The sequence below is a fragment of the Prevotella melaninogenica genome (assembly GCF_013267595.1).
Taxonomy (GTDB): Bacteria; Bacteroidota; Bacteroidia; order Bacteroidales; family Bacteroidaceae; genus Prevotella; species Prevotella melaninogenica_D.
Window position 1 is genome coordinate 1,127,045 of sequence record NZ_CP054010.1, and the last position, 22,476, is coordinate 1,149,520.

Sequence of the window (22,476 nt, forward strand, 5' to 3'; positions counted from 1 at the left end):
AGGAAAGTTAGTTTTGAAGGATTCTTTCTGTTCTTATTTCATTAAAATCGGTCATTAGTCCCCAATATGTTTAGGCGCTAATGACCGATTTGGCTTTAAAGCCTTCTCATTTTTAATAGATGAATGGATAGCTTCTATTGCTCGAATAGAATTCTCATATGATTGACAGCACGATATTACTCATCACGCATCTTCTGCATCTCGATATCAACATCAATGCGGTAGCGGCGATAATGCTTCCCGGCAATATCCTCAAAGCCTGGAAGATGAAAGTACTTGTTACGTTTGAGATAATCACGGAGGTTCTCGTCATAGTATAAGCCGTGGCCGAATCCGTTTATATCAATGGAAGTACCGATGCCCTTGTCAAACAGAAGACCATAATAATAGCCCACGTAAGCACCAATTCTATACCTCTCCTCTTTCGTAAGGCCGTCGAACTCGGGATAATTCCTTAAATCCAGCAAGGTCGATGCATACTGATCCAGCATAAGGAAATACTCATTCTCCTCATTTACGTGCTTCAACATATACTCCATCAGACCTCGGTGAATAAGCAATTTCCTATTGGCGCCTCTTGAAGCAAAGAGTGCCTTGGTTTCATCAGCCTCAGGAATTCTGTTAACCACCTTGATTTCATCGAGCATCATCTTGTTGATTACATCAGACTTGTCGTAGCCGTATTCCAGGAACAGGTCACGAAGGAAGCTCCGGTTATTATTCATAAGCCAAGTGAGGGCAGCCTTGCTGTCGTGGAAGATGAACTGGTTTTTATAGAAAAGTTCTTTATCTATCCTGTAAGATAATTTACCCTTTTTGAGTACATTATTATCAGCATCCTCATCATCAAAGCCTTCAAGCAGGGTAGCACCTTCGATAATAGGGTGGAATATAATATAGTTATATTTAGGGACAAAAAGATTCCGATACCAAAAGCAAAATAGGGTTTCCGTAGCTCCATCGTCCATAGACCTACGCTGATCTAAACGCTCTTGAGGTAGCCCATCTTTAAATACATATCTGCGAAGTCCTTTTTTAAACAGAGAGTTATTACTTTCAGATGTATCTATATTATAATACTTCTTGATGGCTTTTTGCGCCTCAGCATCGCTAACAGGCAGAAACCCCATCCTTTTAAGGATTTCGAAATTCAATTCTACTGCAAGATCTGTATACTCCACTTTCTTCTCTATAGGCATTACCGTAACGCCATCAAGTCCCACTTCCGCAAGTTCTCTATAATATTCTCTGATTTCGTGGTCATACTTCTTTATCAAGTCTACCTCACTCTTTACAGTTCTTTCTTGATGAACTTGCTGTTTTGAGCTCTGCTTTGGAGCCTGTTCCTTGCATCCATTCATTAATACTACATTTAGAATAAGCAGTAAAAGATATATTTTCTTCATAAGACAACTATTTTCGGTTCCTTAATGTATTTATGGCTTAAAGTTGATATGCGTGGGCTATTTTAACAAGCCTCTAATAACTTTGAATAATATACTGCAAAGATATAAAAATATCTGAATTCCTTAGAACTTTTTGGGTCCTTCCATTAAATGTGTGGACGCTTTTCGTATTGCTTTAAAAAAAAGGACCGAAGTTACTCATTAAACAAAAACATAGCTAAGACAATCAACTATCTATCCTATTATCATCCTCTGACATTGAAAACCTTTTCATTTAAGACTTCAAATTCTGTAGACAAGGGTTTGAAAAATCATTACATAATTTCAAGCAAGACATCAATAAATAACGACAAGACTACATACAAAACGCAGGTCTGCAATAAACAGGAAATCAATTAGTTATAAAGCAGCAGAATAAAAGGTGCTTAATTGGATTTCAAAAGGGCGTTAGTAAGGCTCTTAAAGGGCACCTATTGCAAGGCAATTAGGCGTCTTTTAGAAGCCAAAAGAGCATGTATTAGTTTTGAAGAGTGTGAAAATAGTTTACAAACTTTTATTAATAAGGGAATACGTTGTTTGTAGAAGGCAGATATACATCGCACCTAATTACATTTATCATGTAGTTTATCCCCCTTTATAAAACCATCTTATTGGGGGCAATCATACCATGTATGTCGATTAATCTCATTCTATTAACCTGTCTACGCATTTAACGGAAGAACCATTTTTGCTTCCTCCTTAGGGGGAGTTGTGATTAAAGTCCAATAGAAACAGTTAATTACATCTAATCCTACTCTTGTGAATATATCCAACTTTACCATTGTCAGTCTTTACTTTCCACCAATCTCCACGTTTCTCAATGACATTAACAAAGCTGCCTGATTTAACCTGAGTTATGATCTTAGCTTTAGAACTTCCAGACGTTCGTACATTGGTATAACCATCAGGATCTTCAATATAATAATCTGCGAAATCATCTGTTGTAGAGCTTAACAATAGTACAGCCTTAGCAACATCACGCAAAGCAGTACTCCCATAATAATTATTTTTCTCCATACGCTGTATAAGCTCTTTGTCAACTAACATGAAATTAGAAAGATGCTGATATACTTTTTTATCCATCACCTTGAGGATATTGTCTTGATGTGTCTCATCGTACTTGTTCAAGCAATCCAACAGACATACCAAACATTCATCTTTCACTTCCTGCCTCACGTTGATTTGCTTATAATGCTTATAATAGGCATAAACAAGATTCTCAAAAGTTTCCATACGGTCTTTGCTTGTTTCTGCATACTTGTAAAACATGGTAATCAGTTTCTTCCTATACCCCCTTGATGGATTGTTGTAAAACAGGACGTTCGTAACATCATTGACAATATAACCGTTTTGACAAGCGTATTCAATGGCACGCTGGATAAGCAGGTCATTATTTTCATAATCCAAGTCAAAGACAACATCTATTGCATTATCCTTATGTTTATAGAAATAAGACAAGGAAGAAGAATGGTCATTGAATAATAATTTATTGTATGCCAGAAACATATCCGCTATACCATTTTCCTTTGTATAAAGAACTTTACGAGCTTCATCCATAGTTGGCTCATGGTCTAATGCTGGCTGATAAAACAGACTTTCGTTGCCCGTATAGATAAACCTGCCAATCTCATTGACAGAATATATAATATCCTCATTTATATCTAAGCTGTACACTTGTGCAGACGGATGAAGTCGTATTCCAAAAAACTGTAGACACTTTTCTTTGAACACTTCATAGCTTGGTGCCTTATAACCATGTGATTTTGCATACTCTTCCAATATGAGAGACTGCATACTGTCTTCTTTCTTCATTAGTATTGTATTTACATATTCGGTTTTTACCTTTTTCTGCTTGGAAACTGAAGACTGCCCCTTACAATTTATTATTGTCAGGCTGAACAAGCAGAATAATATTATTTTTATGTTTCTATTCATTGCTTTTTACTATTTCCCGTTCGTTGACTATCTTTTGGATCTTTTTTCATTTCATAATGTCTATAGACATCATTAATGTCTCCACTATAATCTTCTATATAACAATAGATTTTTTATTTTTATACTCATTGTATATCTCCGTTAGTTTTTTCATTGAAGAATTATAAATTCGAATGCAACCATATGTTGACATTAATTTACCTTGGTCATTTATAAATTTACCATATCCTACTGTGTGACCAGCATGAATTGCAATTCCAGCTCTACCATTTTTTGATGCTCTTTGAAATTCACCAGTGATTCCTGTTAGTTCAATCAGACCATTATTTCCATAGCTAAGGTTACCACGATGTTTATTAGGAGAATAACTTGTTGAAGCTTTACCTGTTGGAGTATCTCCATTACCAGCCTTACGCAGTCTATTCCTATTACTACCTCTACATAAAGAATGTGTCTTATAAACAATACCATTACTGTCTAAAACTATCATTGGACCTTCAAAATCTCTTTTTGAAGGAGTTATAACGTCAATATAAAGTTCTTTCTCTTTTATCTCATATTTCCTATCAAAAGTATATATTTTATTTTTTGATTTTTTATTAGATAAATTAATGCATTGAGCTACTTTTAGGACCTCGATTGCATTGTGGAAGAACTCACGGCGCGGTACTATTATACTTTCACTCTTTGATTTATTCATTAATGCAGAAACATTGTCTACATCTTTGTCTGACAGGCCCACGGCTCTACCATTTAATCCCACTTTCTTCCAATATACTATTGATGAAAGAATAGCATCGTATGGATTTTGTTTTAACTTAAAAGGGTTGTCGTTCAATGCCCATTTAACATCAAGCTCACACTCTTTAATTGCGTACTCTTCAATAGATGTATAAGTATCTTTCAAGCTAATTTGATGAAAGCCTTTTCCACTATACCGCCATCCGTCTCCCTGTTTTGTGTGATTTTTAGATAGTTTATTTTTGGAGCTATAAACAGTATTTGCAATTATTGGCCAGTTAGATTTATTCATAGATAAATTAGACAAACGACGTGCTTCTGCTTTTTTAGCATCTAAACTTTTAAAAGAATCAAAATATGATGAAAATATCGCCATCATTCTATCAGGATTACTATACTTAAACCTTTCTTGTAAATCATAAAACTTTGTTTCAGCAGCTAACTGGGCTAGAAAATGAGCCTTTCTTATGCAAGTGTTTAAACCTGCAAGTTTTCGATATTTATTGAAATATGGCAAAGCGGCCTTAATCATAGTGTCATCTTCTATAACACTTTTCCCATTTTGATTTATGCAAATCTGTTTTATTTCCTCTAATGTAACATCCTTATTACAGCGTGGACATCCATCTTTTTCAGGCTCTGTGCGATTAACATTCGCCTTGCTGGGTTCTGCCTTTGGCGTTGGGATATGCCGCTTGACAGAGAAAAGAACTTCCTTCCCTTTAAGTATGTATTGTTTGGTTTCCTTTGAGGTCTGTCTGCCAGTATTATTATTTACATTTCCGTTGGAAGATTGATTACTACTGAAAATCCACGAAACAATGGCTTTAATTCAACTGATAGAACTCTCCATAGTCATTGATACGGTAAACATCTATGGAGGTTTTCTTACCCTCTACAGTTCGCACATAGATTGTACCATCCGTAAAGATAGCGAAGTCTTCCTTTATGTCATTATATGAGCTGAAGGCAAGGATGTTGATATTGTTGTCGTCGTCTATCATCCCATTCTTGTAGGTATATATAAGAAACTCATCGTCTTCGTTGCAGTTATAAGCAACAAAAATGGGGAAAGACTTATAGTTAGGAAGTTTCACGAAATAGAAACCACCACTGCTGTTCATCTGGGATATACTCTTCCCCATACATACTCTCAGTTTTCCTTTATAGGGACGAATATTATATTCACGGGCACGCTTGCTACTCATCTCCTTTTTTACATCCTGATACAAGTCGGCCTGAGTATATTCCAGCTTTGCATCAAGAGAAGGTTGTCCCTGACCAGATTTTCTCACGTATTTGAAAACACCAGCAATGTTATTATGAAATAACACAAGGTACTCACCAGTATAAATATACTCCAACATATCGCTGTATATCTCGTGTTCCGACGACTGTATAAGCAAAACAGGAACTGACTTGGATATATTGATGCCACGAAGAGCAAAGTAATCCTTTAGATAGGGGTAGTAAAGTGCATCCCGTTCGTACATAAACGGATCACGGTCTGTACGGCAAACCTTGATTTTCTTCCCATTCAGATAAAGGATAGAGTCACCAAGTATCTGTATCTTCATGTTCTGAAGTTCCTCCAAGCTATTCTCATTTTTTGTGACGGAATAATCATAGTAAGACACAAGTTCCCAACTGTCTTTCGGTTGGTATTTCTTTGCGGCATACGTGCGATGGATAGCATTCCAGTCTGCCAGCGTCTTGTCGCTGACAGGCTGAACCAAGGAGCCTGTAGCTCCTTTACGCACCTTTGGCATAGGACGCTCTGTCTTTCTCTGTGCTTCAGAGTACACTATGAAAAACAACAAGGCAATTAGTATTAGTACTACCTTCCTTTTCATATCTTGATTTTTATCTATGCTATGAACAGCTGTTTACAGGATGAATTAGCTACGATTCTGAACATTCAATGCCCCCCTTCCGGCAATATAGAATGTTGATACATATACGATGTCTTCATAACGTCAAAGAATAGCATAATATTATGCTACTCACCAGACATTCGATGACTTTCGATTTCAACCCCTTCCTGATACCGGTCATATTGTCTTTGTATTATCTTATCGAAGTCCTTTAGGTGGAAGTAATTATTTTTCTTGATGTATGAGACAAAGTCTTTCTGATAGTACAGGGCATATCCAAAACCTTGATTATCACAAGGTGTCCCTATACACTTCTCATACATCAGACCATAATAATACCCGATGTATGCACCAGCCTTATATCTTTCATCCTTTGTCAGGTCGTCGAACTCTGGTTCATTTTCTAAATCCAACAAATATGATAAATATTCATCCAACATACAGTAATACAGATTCTTTCTGTCAGCATGTTTCAACATATACTGCAGCAGTCCTTGATGGATGAGAAGCCGCCCATCCGCACCTTTTGAAACAAATAGTTCCTTGTACTCTTTCCCTATAGGGAGTTCTCCTTCCTCTTTCACTTCATCTATCATCATCTTGTTGATAATATCAGACTTGTCATAGCCGTATTCCAGGAACAGGTCACGAAGGAAGTTCCGGTCATTATTCATAAGCCAAGTGAGTGCAGCCTTGCTGTCGTGGAAGATGAACTGGTTTCTGTAAAAATAGGCTGTATCTATCGAATAGTAAAGTTTCCCTTTCTCAACTATATCATCGTCGGCATCTTCATTGTCAAATCCTTGAAGCTCAACAGTGTTCTCTATGGAAGGATAGGATACGATGTAGTTATACTTTGGAACATAGATACTCTTATTCCAAAAGTAAGAAACAGTTTCCGAAGAGTCTACCTCCATAGCCTTTCGCTGTTCCAACCGTTCTTTAGGAGCTCCATCTTTGAATACATATCTACGAAGTTTGTTCCCTGCCAAATAGATGTTATTTTCAGAGATATCAATGTTATAATATTTTTTGATAGCCTTTCGTGCTTCAGCATCGCTGACAGACTGGTATCCCATTCTTTTGAGCGCATCATAAGTAAGTTCTATTGCCAAATCTGTATACTCTACTTGTTTGTCTATAGCCATTACCGTAACACCATCAAGTCCTACTTCCGCAAGTTCTCTATAGTAGTTTCTGATTGTCTTTTCATTCATACAAATCAAGTCTTTCTGCTTCACATTTTGAACAGTTCCTTTTATGTCTGTAGATTGCCTCTGTCTTAAATTCTCTTGACAACTTACATGCGACAGAACTAAAACCAAAATAATAAGTATACATAAAATCTTTTTCATTTTATTTTCTCCCATAAAAATCTTTTAATTGTCCTTTCTTCATTCTTTCTTCCTGTTTCTTTTTTTCTTCTGGTGACATCTTCACCTTATAATATACATAATATGCAGGATTACATCTTTTAGTCAAATCTCCACATCTTCTTTCTGACCTTATTTCAAAATGCAGATGAGGACCACAAGTTCCATCTCTGATACCAGAAATGCCCGAATAACCAATAACCTGCCCAGCATATACACTACCTTTTTTTACAAGAATGTAACTTAAATGATAGTAGACAAGATATATATGATTAGAATTTTCATCAAATCCTTCACCCTGTTTTTTTTCGCCGTCATAGGTTGGATTATAGTCTCTTCTCCTTTGTCTGAAATAGTTTATTTGTTCCTTATCTGTTATTTTTAACACAATGGTCTGTCCTTGTCCTTTAGGAGAATCCGTTATTGATTCTACAATACCATCCAAACACGCATATACATTTGATCCTTCTGTACAAAACAAATCAACTCCCTGATGATATTTTTTATTAGGTCTTGGCACTCCGAATGCAGCGTTTGCAGGATTATATTTTCCACTTTGAGTCCATAACGTTATCTGTGGATTATCTACAGGGTCGTGCCATTTTCCTTGTTTTGGAGTTTGTTTTGGAGATTCCTTAACATTCCACTTACAATCATCCACCATAAAAGCAACAGAAGTCCTATTAGTAAAGGCTTCCTGTTTCTCTTCGTAGTTCGATTTTCCTGTATCTTTGTTTATCTCTCTCATTCCAACTTTTTTTGAAATACGTTCTGTACTTTTGTTCCCATTGCAAAGTTTGTACATGTCTAAGTTTTTCCATTTGAAAAAAGCCATGGAAGCAACCACTGCAAGTTCAAAATTTTTACCAACTTGATCTGATTTCTCTATACTACTTGTGATATCGCAAGAATAACCTATATCATGCAATATTTTTTCAATTGCAGTATAGCAAACTCTACCAGTTAATTGGATTAATCCTCTACCTCTGAAGTGCCATCCGTCATTTGGATATTTGTTTCCCAGTTCTTTTCCCTTGCTGAACTTATAAGAATATGCATAGTTTGCTATCTTTATTTGGTTTTCTTTTGAAACAGCATTCGCTTTGGTTGATTTCTTTTCCGCACGCCCCCATTTTCTTGCATAATTTCTTCCTTCATCTGTTCTGAAGGCTGATAATTTGGTTGGTATGATTTCTCAATAGTAATTAAAGGATTCTCCCTCCTTTACGTCAAGTCTACCTCCTGTTTCTTTATAGGCTTGAGCAAAAAAATGTGCCTTAATCCAACACGTATCCATCCTCAACTCTTTCATATACTGAGTATAAATTCTTGCAACAATTGATAATTTTTCAGGTGACACTCCCTTGAAAATCTTCTGTAGTCTTGGAAGCATATCCGTCCATTCTTCTCTACAACGTGGACATCCACCCTTTTCAGGCTCTGTGCGATTAACATTCGCCTTGCTGGGTTCTGCCTTTGGCGTGGGAATATGCCGCTTGACAGAGAAGAGGACTTCTTTCCCTTTAAGTATATATTGTTTGGGTTCCTTTGAGGTCTGTCTGTTAGTATTATTATTTACATTTCCGTTGGAAGACTGACTACTGAAAATCCATGAGACAACAACCTTGTAGGCTGTACCTTCCTTGTATGGTGCTAATCTCCGCTGCTCATCTATCTCTCACAATCAATATATGATATATCTTTACAATACGGACACTTAATAGAGTCCTTAAATTTCAATCAGTCATAGAAAATAACTGAGAATAAAATGCTGATGAACCTATCAGATTAATGACTGCAAATCTTACAACCGTATCAGAATATAAAGGCGATGGAACAGAATCGCTATTGTACAGTTGTTCTCTATTATACCATAACTTACATTCTACTGCTGTTTCTCACATTTCACCTTTACATTATTCTTACCTTTTTTATTTATAATATAGGGACTTTTAAGATAGTATTTACCATTATACCGGTACAATTCCACTACCGTTGCTTTCTCCACATTAGACAAGGGCAAAGAATTAGTCTCACCTAATGAAGCTAAGTAACACAATTTCAGATGCTTCTCATTTTTTTTTCTCACGGTGCACAAGATTCGAAAACATGTCATTTGACCATTCCCCGTAAAGATACAGCTGTCTGAACTAATCTCAAGCTCATAACCGACAAATATCGGGGGATAATCTGATGCCTGCATGTAATATTCATAATGACCATACCAGCTGGTATCCTTTTCAACCAACGACTGCAATTTACGTATCTTTTGTAATTTATCTTTTTCGACGACTTTCTTTTCATCACACCTGCTTTCATACTTTCTATGAACCTTTGGAGGTACAACAACATTCCGCCTCTCTTTTCCTCGATGAAAAGAACAAGCTGCGAAGACTATTACAAACAGAGATAAAATAAAAACATGCTTCTTCATACCAATATTCTATAAGAATTCAGATCATCTCTTTATTGCCGAATCAGACCATTACAATCTATCATGACTTTTTCAATAGTTTTATCATTTCAACATTCTTATGACGACGAGCAATGGAAAGGGGAGACATTCCGCTTCTATCCTTTACCTTTGTCTTTGCTCCATACTTTAATAATACCTTCACTATGTTTATATTATTCTTATCCACTGCAACCATCAGAGGATAAGTTATATAGTCTCCACCAAGGTTACCCAAGCCATTTGCCTTTGCTCCATATTGTAAAAGAAGGCAAGTAACTGGATAACTGTTCATACTACAGCTCATCACCAAAGGGCAAAGTCCATCTTCATTATAAGCCACGTTAGCGTTGGCTCCTAATGACAGAAATAACTTTACCAACTCGGCATTCCCCTTATCTACTGCCATATATAGCGCATCATAGCAATACATATCATCAGAGTACACACATTCCATATTAGCCTTCATTCCTATGAGTCTTTGGACAAAGCGTTTGTTCTGATAAAGACAAGCATAACCTAACAGCGTATAGGAATGGTCAGTATATGTATGGAACAAGGAGTCAATATTCTTTATATGTTTAATGTTCTTTTCAAAGTCAGATATATTCCCTTCTTTTATTGCCTTCATGGTTAGATGATAATGGTCAAAGTTTTTTTGGCAGTGACCACTATATAAAAAAACGAATAGGCACAGAAATAAAAAAGCAATTCTTTTCATATTCATTGAGTTGTTTAGATAAGATACCGCAAAGATATAAAAAACACTTGAAGTTCTTAGAACTCTTTGGTACTTTCTTTAGGGGAGTTGTAACGCAAGTCCTATATTGAACTTGCGTGTAGTTACAATATTCCCTATCATTCACTACCTGTAGGGGGATTCAAGTCTAATCCCTCCCTTTCTATTTTATCCATCATTTCAGGACTACTGATACCAAAGAACTTGTGTGCACGTGCATACTGATAGACTTTCTCGCAGTTGGTCATTATTACATACGTCATAGACGTTTGAGCCCAATCGGTTGATGGGATATAATCGGCATATTTGTTGCGCATCTTATATTCAGAATTTGCAAGATAACAAAACATTCGTGCTTTTTGTTCCAGATTAAAATGTGCAGCATTCATTCCATCTTCGTCTTGTAACACCTGATACACATATATTAAGAACTTATCATTGTAATAAGAACTGTTCTTGCCTGTGGTGTTCTTTTCAATAGTCTCTATCAGTTCTGGATGCACAATAAGGTTATTCCCTTTTCCTTTATCAAATATATAACAAAGGAAAGCAAAAGGATTTTCCCTTTCCGCATTAAAGAACCATTGATTTAATTCAGGACTTCCAAAATAAGAATATTCTTTTAATAAATCACCTAACATTCGGTTACTGTCGTAATAATCGCCAATGTCATCAATTTCTCCCTCACCTTGATACAGTTCTAATTGCTTCAACGCACCTGTATCATTATAAATCAAGAACTTGTTTAATAATAAGATTTGTTTCAAGGTCGTGCTCTTGAATTTAATCGTATTCCCGTTAACAGAAATCAAATCTCTGAGAAGCCAATTATAGGTTATGAAGCCTTTATCTTTGATGGCAAAGAAGGAAGAGGCAAAATCGAAGCTCTTTTCATTACTAAGGTTTATGAATGTTGACTTCGTATTCGCTCCAAGGTCTTTTCCAAAAACTTGTCTGATTCTTTTTTCAAATAGTTCTTTTGAAGGCTTCTTAAAGCCATGAGTATATAAATAATGCTCCACCAAAGGAATTGTCAAGAGAAAATCCTCCTGTGTTGGCATGTATCTTGGTTTTGATTGATCATCTCGAAAATCGCCACCATACCACGCAAGTTCTTGAAGTTTTAAATGCTTCAACAGCTTATCTTTATCAACTCCCCAATATTTTAAGGAATCTATCACATTCATTTTTTTATTTTCGTTATTCATTAGCCCTTTCTCAGTAAAGATATTATCCTTAGAAGAATTTGATTTACACTGTGTAAAAGTGAGAAGCCCAAGTAATAAAGAGCTTATAAATAAAAATCGTTTCATATCTATTTTTGATGTTTTGAATAGTGAACCGCAAAGGTATAAAATGGCTCTTCCGGAATCTGGAGTGATGTTGTGATGTCCTTTATACCACTTGTTAGTAAAGAAAGTTTGTAATAGTTCATTATAAGCGTTTTGTAGTGTGTATAACCCATGTGGTACAACAACAACTTTCGTAACCATTAAATTAGTACTTTGTATTCTTTAATATCAGTAAACCAAGGGGATATAAAAGTTATTGATAATCAGACATTAAACATTATCACTCCAAAATCCTAAGGACCCCTTCTTTTTGATAATTGAACCTTGGCTTTAAACCTTCTAAGCTACCCCTCACGATTTACTCTGGGTCAGGTCCGTCTGATTCGTCTGAAATCCCTTCATGTTCCAATTCTTCCATCATTTTAGGACTACTGATACCAAAGTATTTATGCGTACGTGCATATTGATAAATCTCTTTACAGCGAAGCATTATCAGGCAAGTCCAAGGCATAGGGTCCCATACGTTTGACGTGATATACTGTCGATACTTCTCACGCATCTTATATTCAGAGTTTGCGAAATAACAAAAAATTCTGGCTTTCTGTTCAATAGTAAAGTGCTTACTATTCATGCCATTTTCATCTCGTATAAGGTCATATACGTAATTGGCAAAGTTGTCATCATAATAGTCATGCTTAGTACCCGTAGTGTTTTTTTCTATTGTCTCTATCAGTAATGCATGTACAATTATATTATTATTGGGAGCTTTATCAAATATTCTGTTTACAAAATCATAAGGTTCATCTTTATACTTGAGAAAATACCATTGATTTAGCATGGGACTTTTATAATAATTATAAGAGGCAAACAAATCTTCTAATATGTTTTCTCCATTATAAAATGTTCCAAGACCATCATCATCTCCTTGGGATTGTAAGTTTTCCAAGAGTTTAAAAGCATTTACATCATTATAGAAGATAAAGTTGTTTAGCGCTTTAATTTGCTGAAAGACCTGTGATTTCAATTTTATCTTGTCTCCCTCTACGGATAATAGGTCACGAAGTAACCAGTTGTAAGTTATGAACCTATCCTTATATATCGCATAATAGGGCGAGGTAAAGTTGAAGTCACCATCAGCCCCAATTCCCTCATAGCCTTTTGTCTTATCCATTTTCAACTGATATCCAAAGACATACTTGATTCTTTCTTGAAATAACTCAGTAGAAGGTCGCTTGTAGCCATGGGTTTCAAGATAGTATTTTACCAAAGGAATAGTCAACTGAAAGTCTGTCTCTGTAGGCATATATTGCGGTATAGATTGGTCGTCACGGAAATCACCTCCATTCCATGCATTCTCCTGTAATTCTATATGTTTTAGCAAGGTATTTCTGTCAATGCCTATTTCTTTTAATCTTTCCATACTGATTATACTATCATAGTGAATATGTGTTGTTTTATGCGATTCCATAGCAACAGTATTCGCACGTTTCGAATTTCCTGTACACTGAACAAACATAATTGTCAGTGCAAATAAAGGAACTAAGCCTAATTTTTTTTTCATATCTTTATTTCTTTGAATAATGTACTGCAAAAGTATAAAAATAACATCGAACCGGATTATGCCCTATCAAATGGAATCCTTTTCTAAAGAAATGCATTTTAATGGTTCCTGCTAATTTCTTATTCTCATTTTCTTTATATTTTTCTCCTCTTTCATTTAAAGCTTTCTCATTTTTAATAGATGACTGGATAGCTTCTATTGTTGTAACAATATCACTTTCAGAATTATAATTTATCACAACTCCTGTGTGTCCACTATAGTGCGATACTCCTTTTTTATCTACTCGCTTTCCATACCACAAGAAAATATCCCCTCTTTTAGGAATATAGTTGGGGTCATTATGTTTTATAAGCCATTTAGGATTTTCCTCTGCATATTCAGTCATTTTGTATGTTGTCCAACCCATAGGTTTCTTACACCATTCTATTTTTGCAGCATAACGTCCTACTAGTTCTGAGCAGTCCATTGTTTTTGCACCATTTTCCTGAATACGATTATCATCTTGAACATATGGGACTTTATACTTCATCTTACCTACCTGTTCTAAAGGTATACAGATACTTTCCAGCCATCTGATGCCTTGTTCTATTTTTAGATCCTTATCTTCTTGAGTAGATGAAGAATTATCTTTCTTCAATTTGATGATGCAATCACTTACTCTAAACAACTTAGATGTAATGTTGTTGAAACTATTCCTTTTTAAATCATAATTTGTCTCTTTTTTTGAGCCAACTTTATTTCCTATTCTCCTAGAAATAATATCCACATCTTTTTGTCCATTAGATCTTGTAGACAATCCTTTTTCCTTTGACCAAAATGCCATGCAGGTTACCATTGCAACTTCTATATCATTCCCTACAAGACTAGCATTATTGTCTGAGTTTATAATATTTTTATGTAAAAGTTCTTCTGTATATTTATTTGCGTGAGTGTAGGCTTCACGACCAGTAATCTGTATCATTCCTCTCCCTCTAAAGCGCCAGCCATCTCCAACTTGAGTATTACCTAATTTTCTTTTCTGTGAGCAATTTTTGTCATCATATACAACATTGGCTATCATCTCTTCATTTGCAGCCTGAATACCTTGGTCATTATATCTATACAAGTCCTTACGACCATATTTTTCTGCTAAATCTGGATGACTTACCATATAAGAATATGGTGATTTTTTTGATTCACCATCTGTAAAATAACCACCCTGCCTTGTTTGAGTATTACCTTGTACCCAGTGTTTACCATTAACGTTGTCTCTCCCTTTCATACGTCTTGCGGAGTAGTTGAAACTTTCGGTCTTAATATTGAAAGAATCTCCCACTTCTATCTTCGCCTGTGCAAAGAAATGTGCTTTATTCCAACAGGTGTCCATCTTAAAATACTTCATGTGCTTATTATAAGCTTCAGCAATTTTCATACGTGTTGTTTCTGAAGTTTTTGGGAAAACCTCTTTAAGCTGCTCTGCTGTAATTGGAGCACTACAGCGTGGACATCCATCCTTTTCAGGCTCTGTACGATTAACATTCGCCTTGCTGGGTTCTATCTTTGGCGTGGGGATATGCCGCTTGACAGAGAAAAGAACTTCCTTCCCTTTAAGTATGTATTGTTTGGTTTCCTTTGAGGTCTGTCTGCCAGTATTATTATTTACATTTCCGTTGGAGGATTGATTACTACTGAAAAGCCATGAGACAACAACCTTGTAGGCTGTACCTTCCTTGTACGGAGGCGTTGCCAACGTTAAGGAGAACTTATAGACACCCGTACTATTGACAGGGCTATTGGTACTATATATAGGTGATGGTTTGGAACTTTTCTCTTCTTGGTTACCTGTTTCGTGCTTATATACATCCAGACGTATCTTTCCGGTTTCCATATTGGCGGTAGAAACACGCACGTATACCATACTCCCGCTGTCAGCAATACCACCCTGCAGTTTTTCTTTGCAGTCAGAATCTTTATAAATGATCAGGCTGCGGAACTCTATTTTGTCATTGAATAGGATAGGGTGCTGTGAAGTCTTTGTCAGGTTTTCTATCCAATGTCGAGAACTCAGTTCCAGATATATCCTTATTTTCTGCCCATTGCTGAAACGCTTACGGTCTTCTATTATTTTCTTTAACTGGTCGCTTGAAAGGGAAAGGGCTATCTTTACTTTTCCTGCAGCAGACAAGGGTATTGGAGTAAGGGCGGATAGATATGTTTTTCCCTCATATCCATTATAATAAAAGCGGCAATTGACAGATATACCTTTACAGCCCGGCAAAGATACATGTGCAAACACTTTATTACGCAACCCTATGTAAGTAACAGGTTTGCCATTCTCGTCCTTCCATTCTAAACTTTTGAACTTGGGATAGGATACGGTTATCTTAACCATACCTTTGCCTTTGGGTGAGCCTGGTTTATGAACATAAGCATATACAGAGTACGTACCTTCTTTAGTAAAATAGGTACGTGCAGGAGCTTCTGTCAACCCTTTTGCAATCACACGATTGCCATGACAGACATCCCACTTGACACCAGTCCCCCGCATACTTCCTGCCGTAAGTGACGTAGTGAATAGGAGTTCTTCTTGGTCGTAGGGGGTTATGGTTATCTCCCTCTTACCATTTACAAGAACATTGTTTACCTGTACCGCTGCCGGAACACGTTTGTTCTGACTCTTCTCGTCCTCCTGCGGCAAATGCTTCCAATCTTCTTCTGTAAAGATCGGGCTCTTATGTGCCGTACTGTTTGCCTTACGTGGTGAAGAAGAAGGCTTTACTACAACCTGTTGGCCAGATGTCTGGATATTAATTCTACCACCTCCAGCTTTACAAGTACCAGAACTCTTGACCGTTAGGGGATACATCTTACCCTTTATGGCAATCTTATTATACGTGTTACTCCAAACGATATTCGGAGAACAAGGACCATTATTCTTTGCTGCACAGCTTCCAAAATTTAAGGACTTTATATCCTTGTCTTGATCTGTAGCAACAAGTTTTCTTGCACCGTTACAGTAAATCTTCTGCTGGCTGGTAACACGGAAAGTTCCTGGTTTGGAACCTTTGTCACATGTACAGATTGCACTATCTGCAACAATCTCCTCACTGTTCCCAGTCTGTTTACGATTACGATCTGCTGAAGTATTTTTGCCTGTTTCCATTCTTCTTTATTGAAAGGTTAGACTTATTTCAATATCCTTAAGTATCTGCTCCCACCCCTTGACAGTATAATGACTATATACAGTTTGAGGACCTTCTGTAAGGTTGGTTGTCTTCACAATACAATGTTGTTCTATAGATGTTATATCTTCTATTTGAGCCTCACCAAGGAGGGAAATCTTTTCAAGCTGTACTTCATTCTTTCTCAAGTTAGCATTTCCAACAATGTGTAGCGATATTCCTTCTTCTGTGTCCTCAAAGGAACAATCTTGTGAGAAGAGAAGTGGTACTCCCAAGGCTATATCTTCGTGCTCTCTGCGTCCTTTCCCTTCTGTGAACTCTATGCCTGACCAGTCAGCTTCCATCCACTCTGAAAATACATAATATCTCTTCATCATATTAAGCAGAAGCCCCTTGTCATGAACCCTGTCTGTCAACAATTGTAATTCCTTTTCAACCCATTCTCCTTTATAATTGGCACGCAAAAGAAAAAGCCTATCATCCCATCGTTTACAGAGTTCGTCATGGTCTGAAATCCCAATACATCTCCCCCTGCTGTCCAATTCCATACATATCGGGTTAAGAGTAGACTCTATATCATGCACAAATGCTGTCGTGGCATCATCTTCATCTGCAAAGGCATGTAGATACACTACAGCTTTGACTTTGCTGTCTTTAGAAAGAGGAACAAATTCTATAAAAGCCTCACATTTTGTTTCACTTACCCCGTCTGGCATAACTTCTGTTCTAACTCCATGAACCTTGCATGAGCCTGTCGGTACTTTAAAAGGAATATACATCGTTTAGAACAAGTTTACTTTTTCAGAACTCTGGATATTAACTTTCTTTGGAGAAGAAAGGTCGAGGTCCTCCATCGTACTGTCAATGTTGATTTTCTCTGCTGTCTCCGATATTGTAGATGCCTGAAGATTATGTTCTTCTGTGACCTGTACATTAGCATCATTAGCAGATAGGACATAACTGTCTGCTGCTATCTCTGTGAGGGATTCACCTGCTTGTATAGACGTACTTTCTCCAGAGACACTGGTAATATCCTGCTCCGCATTCATATTGATGGATTCCTCCGCAAGGATATTGGCATTCTTGCAGTTCACGGTAAAAGTCTCTCCTGCATTGATAGTAATATTTCGCTTTGCATTGATGATGATGTCATCTCCAACAGAGTCAATATGAATGGAATTGCCCTTTATGTCTTTAATGGTAATTCCAAGTGACGATAGTGAATCGTTCAACTTTATAGTATGCCCACTACGAGTTGTGAGACTCTTCATGTGATTTCCTTCGAGACCGCCACCACCTGTTGTTCCGTTAAACAGGCTACCCATAACGTATGGTCTTGCAGGGTCACCATGTCGGAAGCCGAGGAGGACTTGGTCGCCTACCTCTGGGATAAATACAAATCCGCGGTTGCTCTTTACGTCACTACTGCTACCACCATCAGGTGTCATCACACGCACCCAACCTGTCTGCATACCATCTGTCTGCCAGTTCATACGTACACGCACACGGCCCTTACCCTGTGGGTCGGCATTGCTAAGCACGGTTGCCATCTGTGTTTCAGCTAATGGCATACGCACCTTTGGACTTGGCAGTGCCTTTATTGTAGCAGGGATAGCCTTAAAGCGGTTTTTGTAGTAGCTGCCTTGGCTCACCTCGTGGGTTATCTCGATAATGATAAAGTTACCCAAGCTCTCTTCTGATAGGTCTCCTACCCGTTTCAAGAATGAACTGTAGAGACTTATAACGGAACCTACACGCAGGGTTGGCACCTGACTCTCAGCTGTGATATAATGTGTCTCAGCCGTTTCTGCCGCCTGCTTACGCCCCATGTAGTTAACGAGTTCCGTCTCATTGCTGATACGTGGCAGCGCATGCTGTCTTGCAGGTTTTGAGAACATACCTAATGATGCACGGAAAGCCTCACCTGCAAGTTTGTCATGACCATATGCCAAGTCTGGCGTCATACGTTGCATCTCACGGTCAGCACCAGAGTGATAAGAGAACACCTGCTCAGAGCGTGCGAGGGTCTGCAAACCAATGTCAAGTGAAGACAGTGTTGTTCCATATTCTAATCTTATAGGGTCAGCCAATTTCCTTGGTTTACCAAAGATTAGTTTAGTTCCATCGAAATACATCCACTCTTGATACTGATGAGCAAGACGACGGATAAAGTCGAAATCCGACTCTTCATACTGGCAGATAAAGTCTTTGGTTTCCTTGAATGCAGGATTCAACTCTAATTGCACCTTAGCTTGTTCACACAGCTTTTTCACTACATCCCCAATGGTTCTATCATTCCATGAGAAGCAGCTGTGTGCCGTTTCCATTCTGTAAGTAGCAGAGTAGCCAGAAACGATGATACATCCAAAGTCACTTCCTTCTCTGTGTAATTGTACATTTGTCACCACACCAACGAAGATAGGAGTATTTGCAGCCTTCACAACGATGCTTTCACCGAGCCATTCCTTGCTGCTATTGATATTATGTACATATCTATTACTACCCGTTTCCAATTCAACAGACATTTGGAATTGGTGGTGTTGACCTATGTTTTGTTCGATTTGTAGAGAAATAAAAGAAGAAAGAGACTTCTTTCCTACGCTGATAGTAATGGGGTTGAAAGGAATTGACATGGGTTGTTTGTTTTGAGATAAAATTAAGCTAATAGGCGTGTCGGGGTATAATATTCCCAGTCTTAGGAAACGGAATATAATTGCAATATAAAACTGATTTAAGTCCCCTTTGAGTATTGAAAGCGAAAAGGACTATGCAGAGCAAGGAAGCTCTGCATAGTCCTTTAAGTTTCCTAAGCTTATGTGCGAGGCCAACGGTTGTCGAGCTCAGCATTGCCCACGGTGATATTCTCAGCAGAGAAAGTCATAGCGATGGTCATCGGTGCCTCGTTGTTAACGTCGAGTGTCTCCTTGTAGTGAACGATGTAAGCATTCTTGAAAGAAATCTCCTTCATCTTAGCATCCTCTTCACTCTTCTTGTAAACGATCTTACCCTCAACAGGCTTGAACTGGCTGTTAAGCATAGCCTCGATAGTAGAAGTGTCATCAGTAGACTCGATGGTTACACTGATTCGACCGCCAGAGATGCTTGATGCAGGCTGACCCTTCTTGTCAGTTGTGCGGCTAAACTCGTAGTTAGAATAGAGTACGTCATACTCCTTACCACCCAATTCCAAAGTTGCTCTAAATGAACTCATAATTGATAATTTTTTAAGTTGTTAGAAAAAAAATGATAAACGAGGCACCCTTATCATCTCCTTAACCAGAAAACAAAAAAGAGAAAACCTCAACAACTTCTTGAAGTCCCCTCTGTACGGCTGTTAAACAGTCTTGCTCTTGGAAAGAAGAGGAAGATTCACAATCTGTTGTTTTACAGTGTCAAAAGTAAAGATATAATTCTATAAAAGCAAATTAAAGATGTAAAATAACATAAGTTTAACATTTAAGAACTAAATGCTTACTTATTATCTTTGCATTTTCTGCAAGGTACATTGTTAAGTCTTCATTTTCGAGTAGCGGTAAATTAGCCTCTGTCTGTAGCTTAAAGACACAATTCCCCCAATAGTCAATCGGTTACAACCATTGATATTTTTGTTCTTTCCGTATGGCTTATACTACTTCGAAGGTGAGCTTACAAGTTTTTTTAAATTTATGTCATATCTAATATAAAAATACGATTTATTAATGATTTTATATGTGTTCGAATATAAAATAGGGTATAAAACATAGGGGATACAGGCTTAGTAAACAGCTATTCAGGCTATGAGGAGGGGATAACGGATGGTGTCGTCTTGCTTGGTAATGTTTGAGGATGTAACCTTTTTTGTCCGAATTTTTCACATACTGATTTTATAAAGACCACCAAACAGCTTGCTAATAACGCCCTTTTGGCTTGCAAAAGGTGCCCTTTTGAGGTCTTATTAACGCCCTTTTGAAACCTTACTAAGCACCTTTTGAATCCTCTCTTTGCAACTACTTGGTAACAAATAACTTACAAAGGTGATAAAACAACTCACGTTTAAGTTATTTCCGTATCTTTTCTTTTAATATTTTGTCAATATCTTTCTTCGTCTTTTGAAGTTAAATCTCACACGGAGGCACGGAGTTAAGGGAGGGTTTATTTAAAGATATGTAGCCACAGTGCGCTATTAATGCAAAATAGAGGAGGTGAGGAATGTTTAATCCACTTTTCTATTTGAAATCTAATAAGTTGTGTTTACTTGCGGTGGGATTAAGTTTGTTGGTCATCTTTTTTTTATTATCTTTGTAGCTGGTATTAACTTTATAATGATGAAGAAGTTATTTTCAACCTTGGTTGTCCTTTTGATGACATCAACGATGCAGGCTCAATATCAAGAACCGGTACGACGTGATACGTCAAAGTTGCAGCCATTAAAAGGCTTAGAATATAAGGTAGAGATGCAGGGGAGCCTATCAAAGGGCAAGACTCCACTCTGGCTCAATGCCAATAAGTATGGACTCAGTTCGCTGGAGACGGCGAACGGCTATCTGCGTGGGGGCATAGAACGTCCAATAGCGACAGATGAAGGGCAGAAGTTCGGCTTAGGCTATGGGTTAGATGTTGTCGTTCCTATCAATTATACAGGTAAGGCTGTTATCCAGCAGGCATACGTGGAAGGGCGATGGTGGCATGGAACACTGACCATTGGAGCCAAGGAACAGCCGATGGAACTGAAGAACAATGAGCTCAGTTCGGGTTCGCAGACATTGGGTATCAATGCTCGTCCTATTCCGCAGGTGCGTTTGGCATTGCCAGACTATTGGACACTACCCTTTGCAAATGGCTGGTTGCACCTAAAAGGACACGTCGCCTACGGAATGATGACCGACCAAAAGTGGCAACATGATTTCACCGCTAAGCAGTCGAAATATACCGACCGCGCGCTCTACCACTCAAAGGCAGGCTATCTGAAGGTGGGCAATGACGAGGTGTTCTGTCCGTGGTCGTTGGAGATGGGATTAGAGATGGTTAGTATTTTTGGCGGTACCTCTTATCTCCCTGATGGGCATGGCGCAATGAGAACCATAGAGAATGGCAAAGGCTTGCACGCTTATTGGAACGCCTTTCTCCCAGGTGGTGCCGACAATGGTGAGACAACTTATCAGAATGTGCAGGGCGACCAGTTGGGCAGTTGGGTGATACGTTTCAACTATGATGGCGACTGGAGTGGTTTTTCACTCTATGCCGATAAGTTCTTTGAGGACCATTCCGCCATGCTTCAGCTTGACTATGACGGTTATGGTGAGGGCAACGAGTGGCAAGAGAAGAAGCAACGTCACTACTTGATTTATGACTTCAAGGACTGGCTCTTAGGTTTTGAATATCGTTATAAACCAGATAATTGGTTGAACACTTTTGTTGTTGAATACCTTTATTCAAAGTATCAGAGTGGTCCGATTTACCATGATCACACCATCACGGTAGCCGATCATATCGGTGGAAAGGACAACTACTATAACCATTATATTCTTCCAGGTTTCCAACATTGGGGACAAGGCATTGGTAATCCGCTTTATCGTTCACCGATTTACAATGAAGATGGGACTATCTACTTTAAGGACAACCGTTTCGTGGGTCTCCATGTAGGTTTGGGTGGTCATCCTTCAGAGTATTTCAAGTGGCGCTTCCTCGGCACATGGCAGGAGGGATTGGGTACCTACGAACAGCCTTACATGAAGAAACGACACAACGTGAGTCTGATGGGAGAGGCAACTTATACACTGCAAGGACAGAAACTTCCGACGTGGATGAGAGGTGTTGATGTCCGAATGGGCATCGGAGCCGACTTCGGTTCAGTACTCGGTGGCAACAACTATGGTATGCAGTTGACCATTACGAAGCGTGGTTTGTTAGGAAAGAAATAGCCT

The 22,476-nt window shown here is 37.9% G+C and carries 15 protein-coding genes; 1 reads left to right on the forward strand and 14 read right to left on the reverse strand.

The genetic code is table 11. The features are described 5' to 3' along the window. Positions 1-176: 176 nt before the first annotated feature. The 14 genes from FIU21_RS04115 to tssD form a co-directional block, all read right to left on the reverse strand. Positions 177-1,406 carry a hypothetical protein gene (locus tag FIU21_RS04115; RefSeq protein WP_004360613.1) on the reverse strand — a complete coding sequence of 410 codons (1,230 nt, stop codon included), beginning with the start codon at positions 1,404-1,406 and terminating at the stop codon, positions 177-179. A gap of 774 nt (positions 1,407-2,180) precedes the next feature. Then, positions 2,181-3,257, reverse strand: a complete 1,077-nt coding sequence (locus FIU21_RS04120) for an SH3 domain-containing protein (RefSeq protein ID WP_004360614.1) — start codon at positions 3,255-3,257, stop codon at positions 2,181-2,183. Between the two features lie 217 nt (positions 3,258-3,474). Continuing rightward, positions 3,475-4,653 (reverse strand): hypothetical protein, encoded by a 1,179-nt coding sequence (locus tag FIU21_RS04125; RefSeq protein WP_004360615.1) that lies wholly within the window; start codon positions 4,651-4,653, stop codon positions 3,475-3,477. 295 nt (positions 4,654-4,948) lie between these two features. Then, on the reverse strand, positions 4,949-5,974 hold the full coding sequence (locus FIU21_RS04130; protein WP_036886486.1) for a hypothetical protein: 1,026 nt from the start codon (positions 5,972-5,974) through the stop codon (positions 4,949-4,951). Between the two features lie 146 nt (positions 5,975-6,120). After that, positions 6,121-7,212 (reverse strand): hypothetical protein, encoded by a 1,092-nt coding sequence (locus FIU21_RS04135; protein WP_231291351.1) that lies wholly within the window; start codon positions 7,210-7,212, stop codon positions 6,121-6,123. Between the two features lie 139 nt (positions 7,213-7,351). Then, the gene (locus tag FIU21_RS13400) at positions 7,352-8,296 is read right to left on the reverse strand and encodes a M23 family metallopeptidase (protein ID WP_050759759.1); all 945 of its coding nucleotides are present in this window, start codon (positions 8,294-8,296) and stop codon (positions 7,352-7,354) included. 957 nt (positions 8,297-9,253) lie between these two features. Further along, positions 9,254-9,802, reverse strand: coding sequence for a DUF5991 domain-containing protein (locus tag FIU21_RS04145; RefSeq protein ID WP_004360619.1), 549 nt, complete (start codon positions 9,800-9,802; stop codon positions 9,254-9,256). 61 nt (positions 9,803-9,863) lie between these two features. Next, entirely contained in the window at positions 9,864-10,451 is a 588-nt protein-coding gene (locus FIU21_RS04150) for an ankyrin repeat domain-containing protein (RefSeq protein WP_004360620.1), read from the reverse strand. Between the two features lie 227 nt (positions 10,452-10,678). Next, the gene (locus FIU21_RS04155; RefSeq protein WP_231291352.1) at positions 10,679-12,052 is read right to left on the reverse strand and encodes a hypothetical protein; all 1,374 of its coding nucleotides are present in this window, start codon (positions 12,050-12,052) and stop codon (positions 10,679-10,681) included. Positions 12,053-12,209: 157 nt separating this feature from the next. Then, the gene (locus tag FIU21_RS04160; protein WP_004360622.1) at positions 12,210-13,412 is read right to left on the reverse strand and encodes a hypothetical protein; all 1,203 of its coding nucleotides are present in this window, start codon (positions 13,410-13,412) and stop codon (positions 12,210-12,212) included. A gap of 4 nt (positions 13,413-13,416) precedes the next feature. Next, the gene (locus FIU21_RS04165) at positions 13,417-16,554 is read right to left on the reverse strand and encodes a PAAR-like protein (protein ID WP_050759760.1); all 3,138 of its coding nucleotides are present in this window, start codon (positions 16,552-16,554) and stop codon (positions 13,417-13,419) included. Positions 16,555-16,560: 6 nt separating this feature from the next. Next, complete coding sequence (locus FIU21_RS04170; RefSeq protein ID WP_004360624.1) at positions 16,561-17,352, reverse strand: hypothetical protein; 792 nt, start codon at positions 17,350-17,352, stop codon at positions 16,561-16,563. A 3-nt stretch (positions 17,353-17,355) separates the two neighbouring features. After that, positions 17,356-19,206, reverse strand: a complete 1,851-nt coding sequence (locus FIU21_RS04175) for a type VI secretion system Vgr family protein (RefSeq protein WP_172891303.1) — start codon at positions 19,204-19,206, stop codon at positions 17,356-17,358. 179 nt (positions 19,207-19,385) lie between these two features. Next, positions 19,386-19,784 carry a type VI secretion system tube protein TssD gene (gene tssD, locus FIU21_RS04180; RefSeq protein WP_004383461.1) on the reverse strand — a complete coding sequence of 133 codons (399 nt, stop codon included), beginning with the start codon at positions 19,782-19,784 and terminating at the stop codon, positions 19,386-19,388. A gap of 1,093 nt (positions 19,785-20,877) precedes the next feature. Here tssD and FIU21_RS04185 point away from each other — a divergent pair. Then, entirely contained in the window at positions 20,878-22,473 is a 1,596-nt protein-coding gene (locus FIU21_RS04185) for a capsule assembly Wzi family protein (protein WP_036886532.1), read from the forward strand. Positions 22,474-22,476: the final 3 nt, after the last annotated feature.

What these genes read in the sequence shown, in the direction of transcription:
- FIU21_RS04115 (WP_004360613.1), bottom strand. Translation starts at nt 1,406, where the DNA reads ATGAAGAAAATATATCTTTTACTGCTTATTCTAAATGTAGTATTAATG.
- FIU21_RS04120 (WP_004360614.1), bottom strand. Translation starts at nt 3,257, where the DNA reads ATGAAGAAAGAAGACAGTATGCAGTCTCTCATATTGGAAGAGTATGCA.
- FIU21_RS04125 (WP_004360615.1), bottom strand. Translation starts at nt 4,653, where the DNA reads ATGATTAAGGCCGCTTTGCCATATTTCAATAAATATCGAAAACTTGCA.
- FIU21_RS04130 (WP_036886486.1), bottom strand. Translation starts at nt 5,974, where the DNA reads ATGAAAAGGAAGGTAGTACTAATACTAATTGCCTTGTTGTTTTTCATA.
- FIU21_RS04135 (WP_231291351.1), bottom strand. Translation starts at nt 7,212, where the DNA reads ATGAATGAAAAGACAATCAGAAACTACTATAGAGAACTTGCGGAAGTA.
- FIU21_RS04145 (WP_004360619.1), bottom strand. Translation starts at nt 9,802, where the DNA reads ATGAAGAAGCATGTTTTTATTTTATCTCTGTTTGTAATAGTCTTCGCA.
- FIU21_RS04150 (WP_004360620.1), bottom strand. Translation starts at nt 10,451, where the DNA reads ATGAAGGCAATAAAAGAAGGGAATATATCTGACTTTGAAAAGAACATT.
- FIU21_RS04155 (WP_231291352.1), bottom strand. Translation starts at nt 12,052, where the DNA reads ATGGTTACGAAAGTTGTTGTTGTACCACATGGGTTATACACACTACAA.
- FIU21_RS04160 (WP_004360622.1), bottom strand. Translation starts at nt 13,412, where the DNA reads ATGAAAAAAAAATTAGGCTTAGTTCCTTTATTTGCACTGACAATTATG.
- FIU21_RS04165 (WP_050759760.1), bottom strand. Translation starts at nt 16,554, where the DNA reads ATGGAAACAGGCAAAAATACTTCAGCAGATCGTAATCGTAAACAGACT.
- FIU21_RS04170 (WP_004360624.1), bottom strand. Translation starts at nt 17,352, where the DNA reads ATGTATATTCCTTTTAAAGTACCGACAGGCTCATGCAAGGTTCATGGA.
- FIU21_RS04175 (WP_172891303.1), bottom strand. Translation starts at nt 19,206, where the DNA reads ATGTCAATTCCTTTCAACCCCATTACTATCAGCGTAGGAAAGAAGTCT.
- tssD (WP_004383461.1), bottom strand. Translation starts at nt 19,784, where the DNA reads ATGAGTTCATTTAGAGCAACTTTGGAATTGGGTGGTAAGGAGTATGAC.
- FIU21_RS04185 (WP_036886532.1), top strand. Translation starts at nt 20,878, where the DNA reads ATGAAGAAGTTATTTTCAACCTTGGTTGTCCTTTTGATGACATCAACG.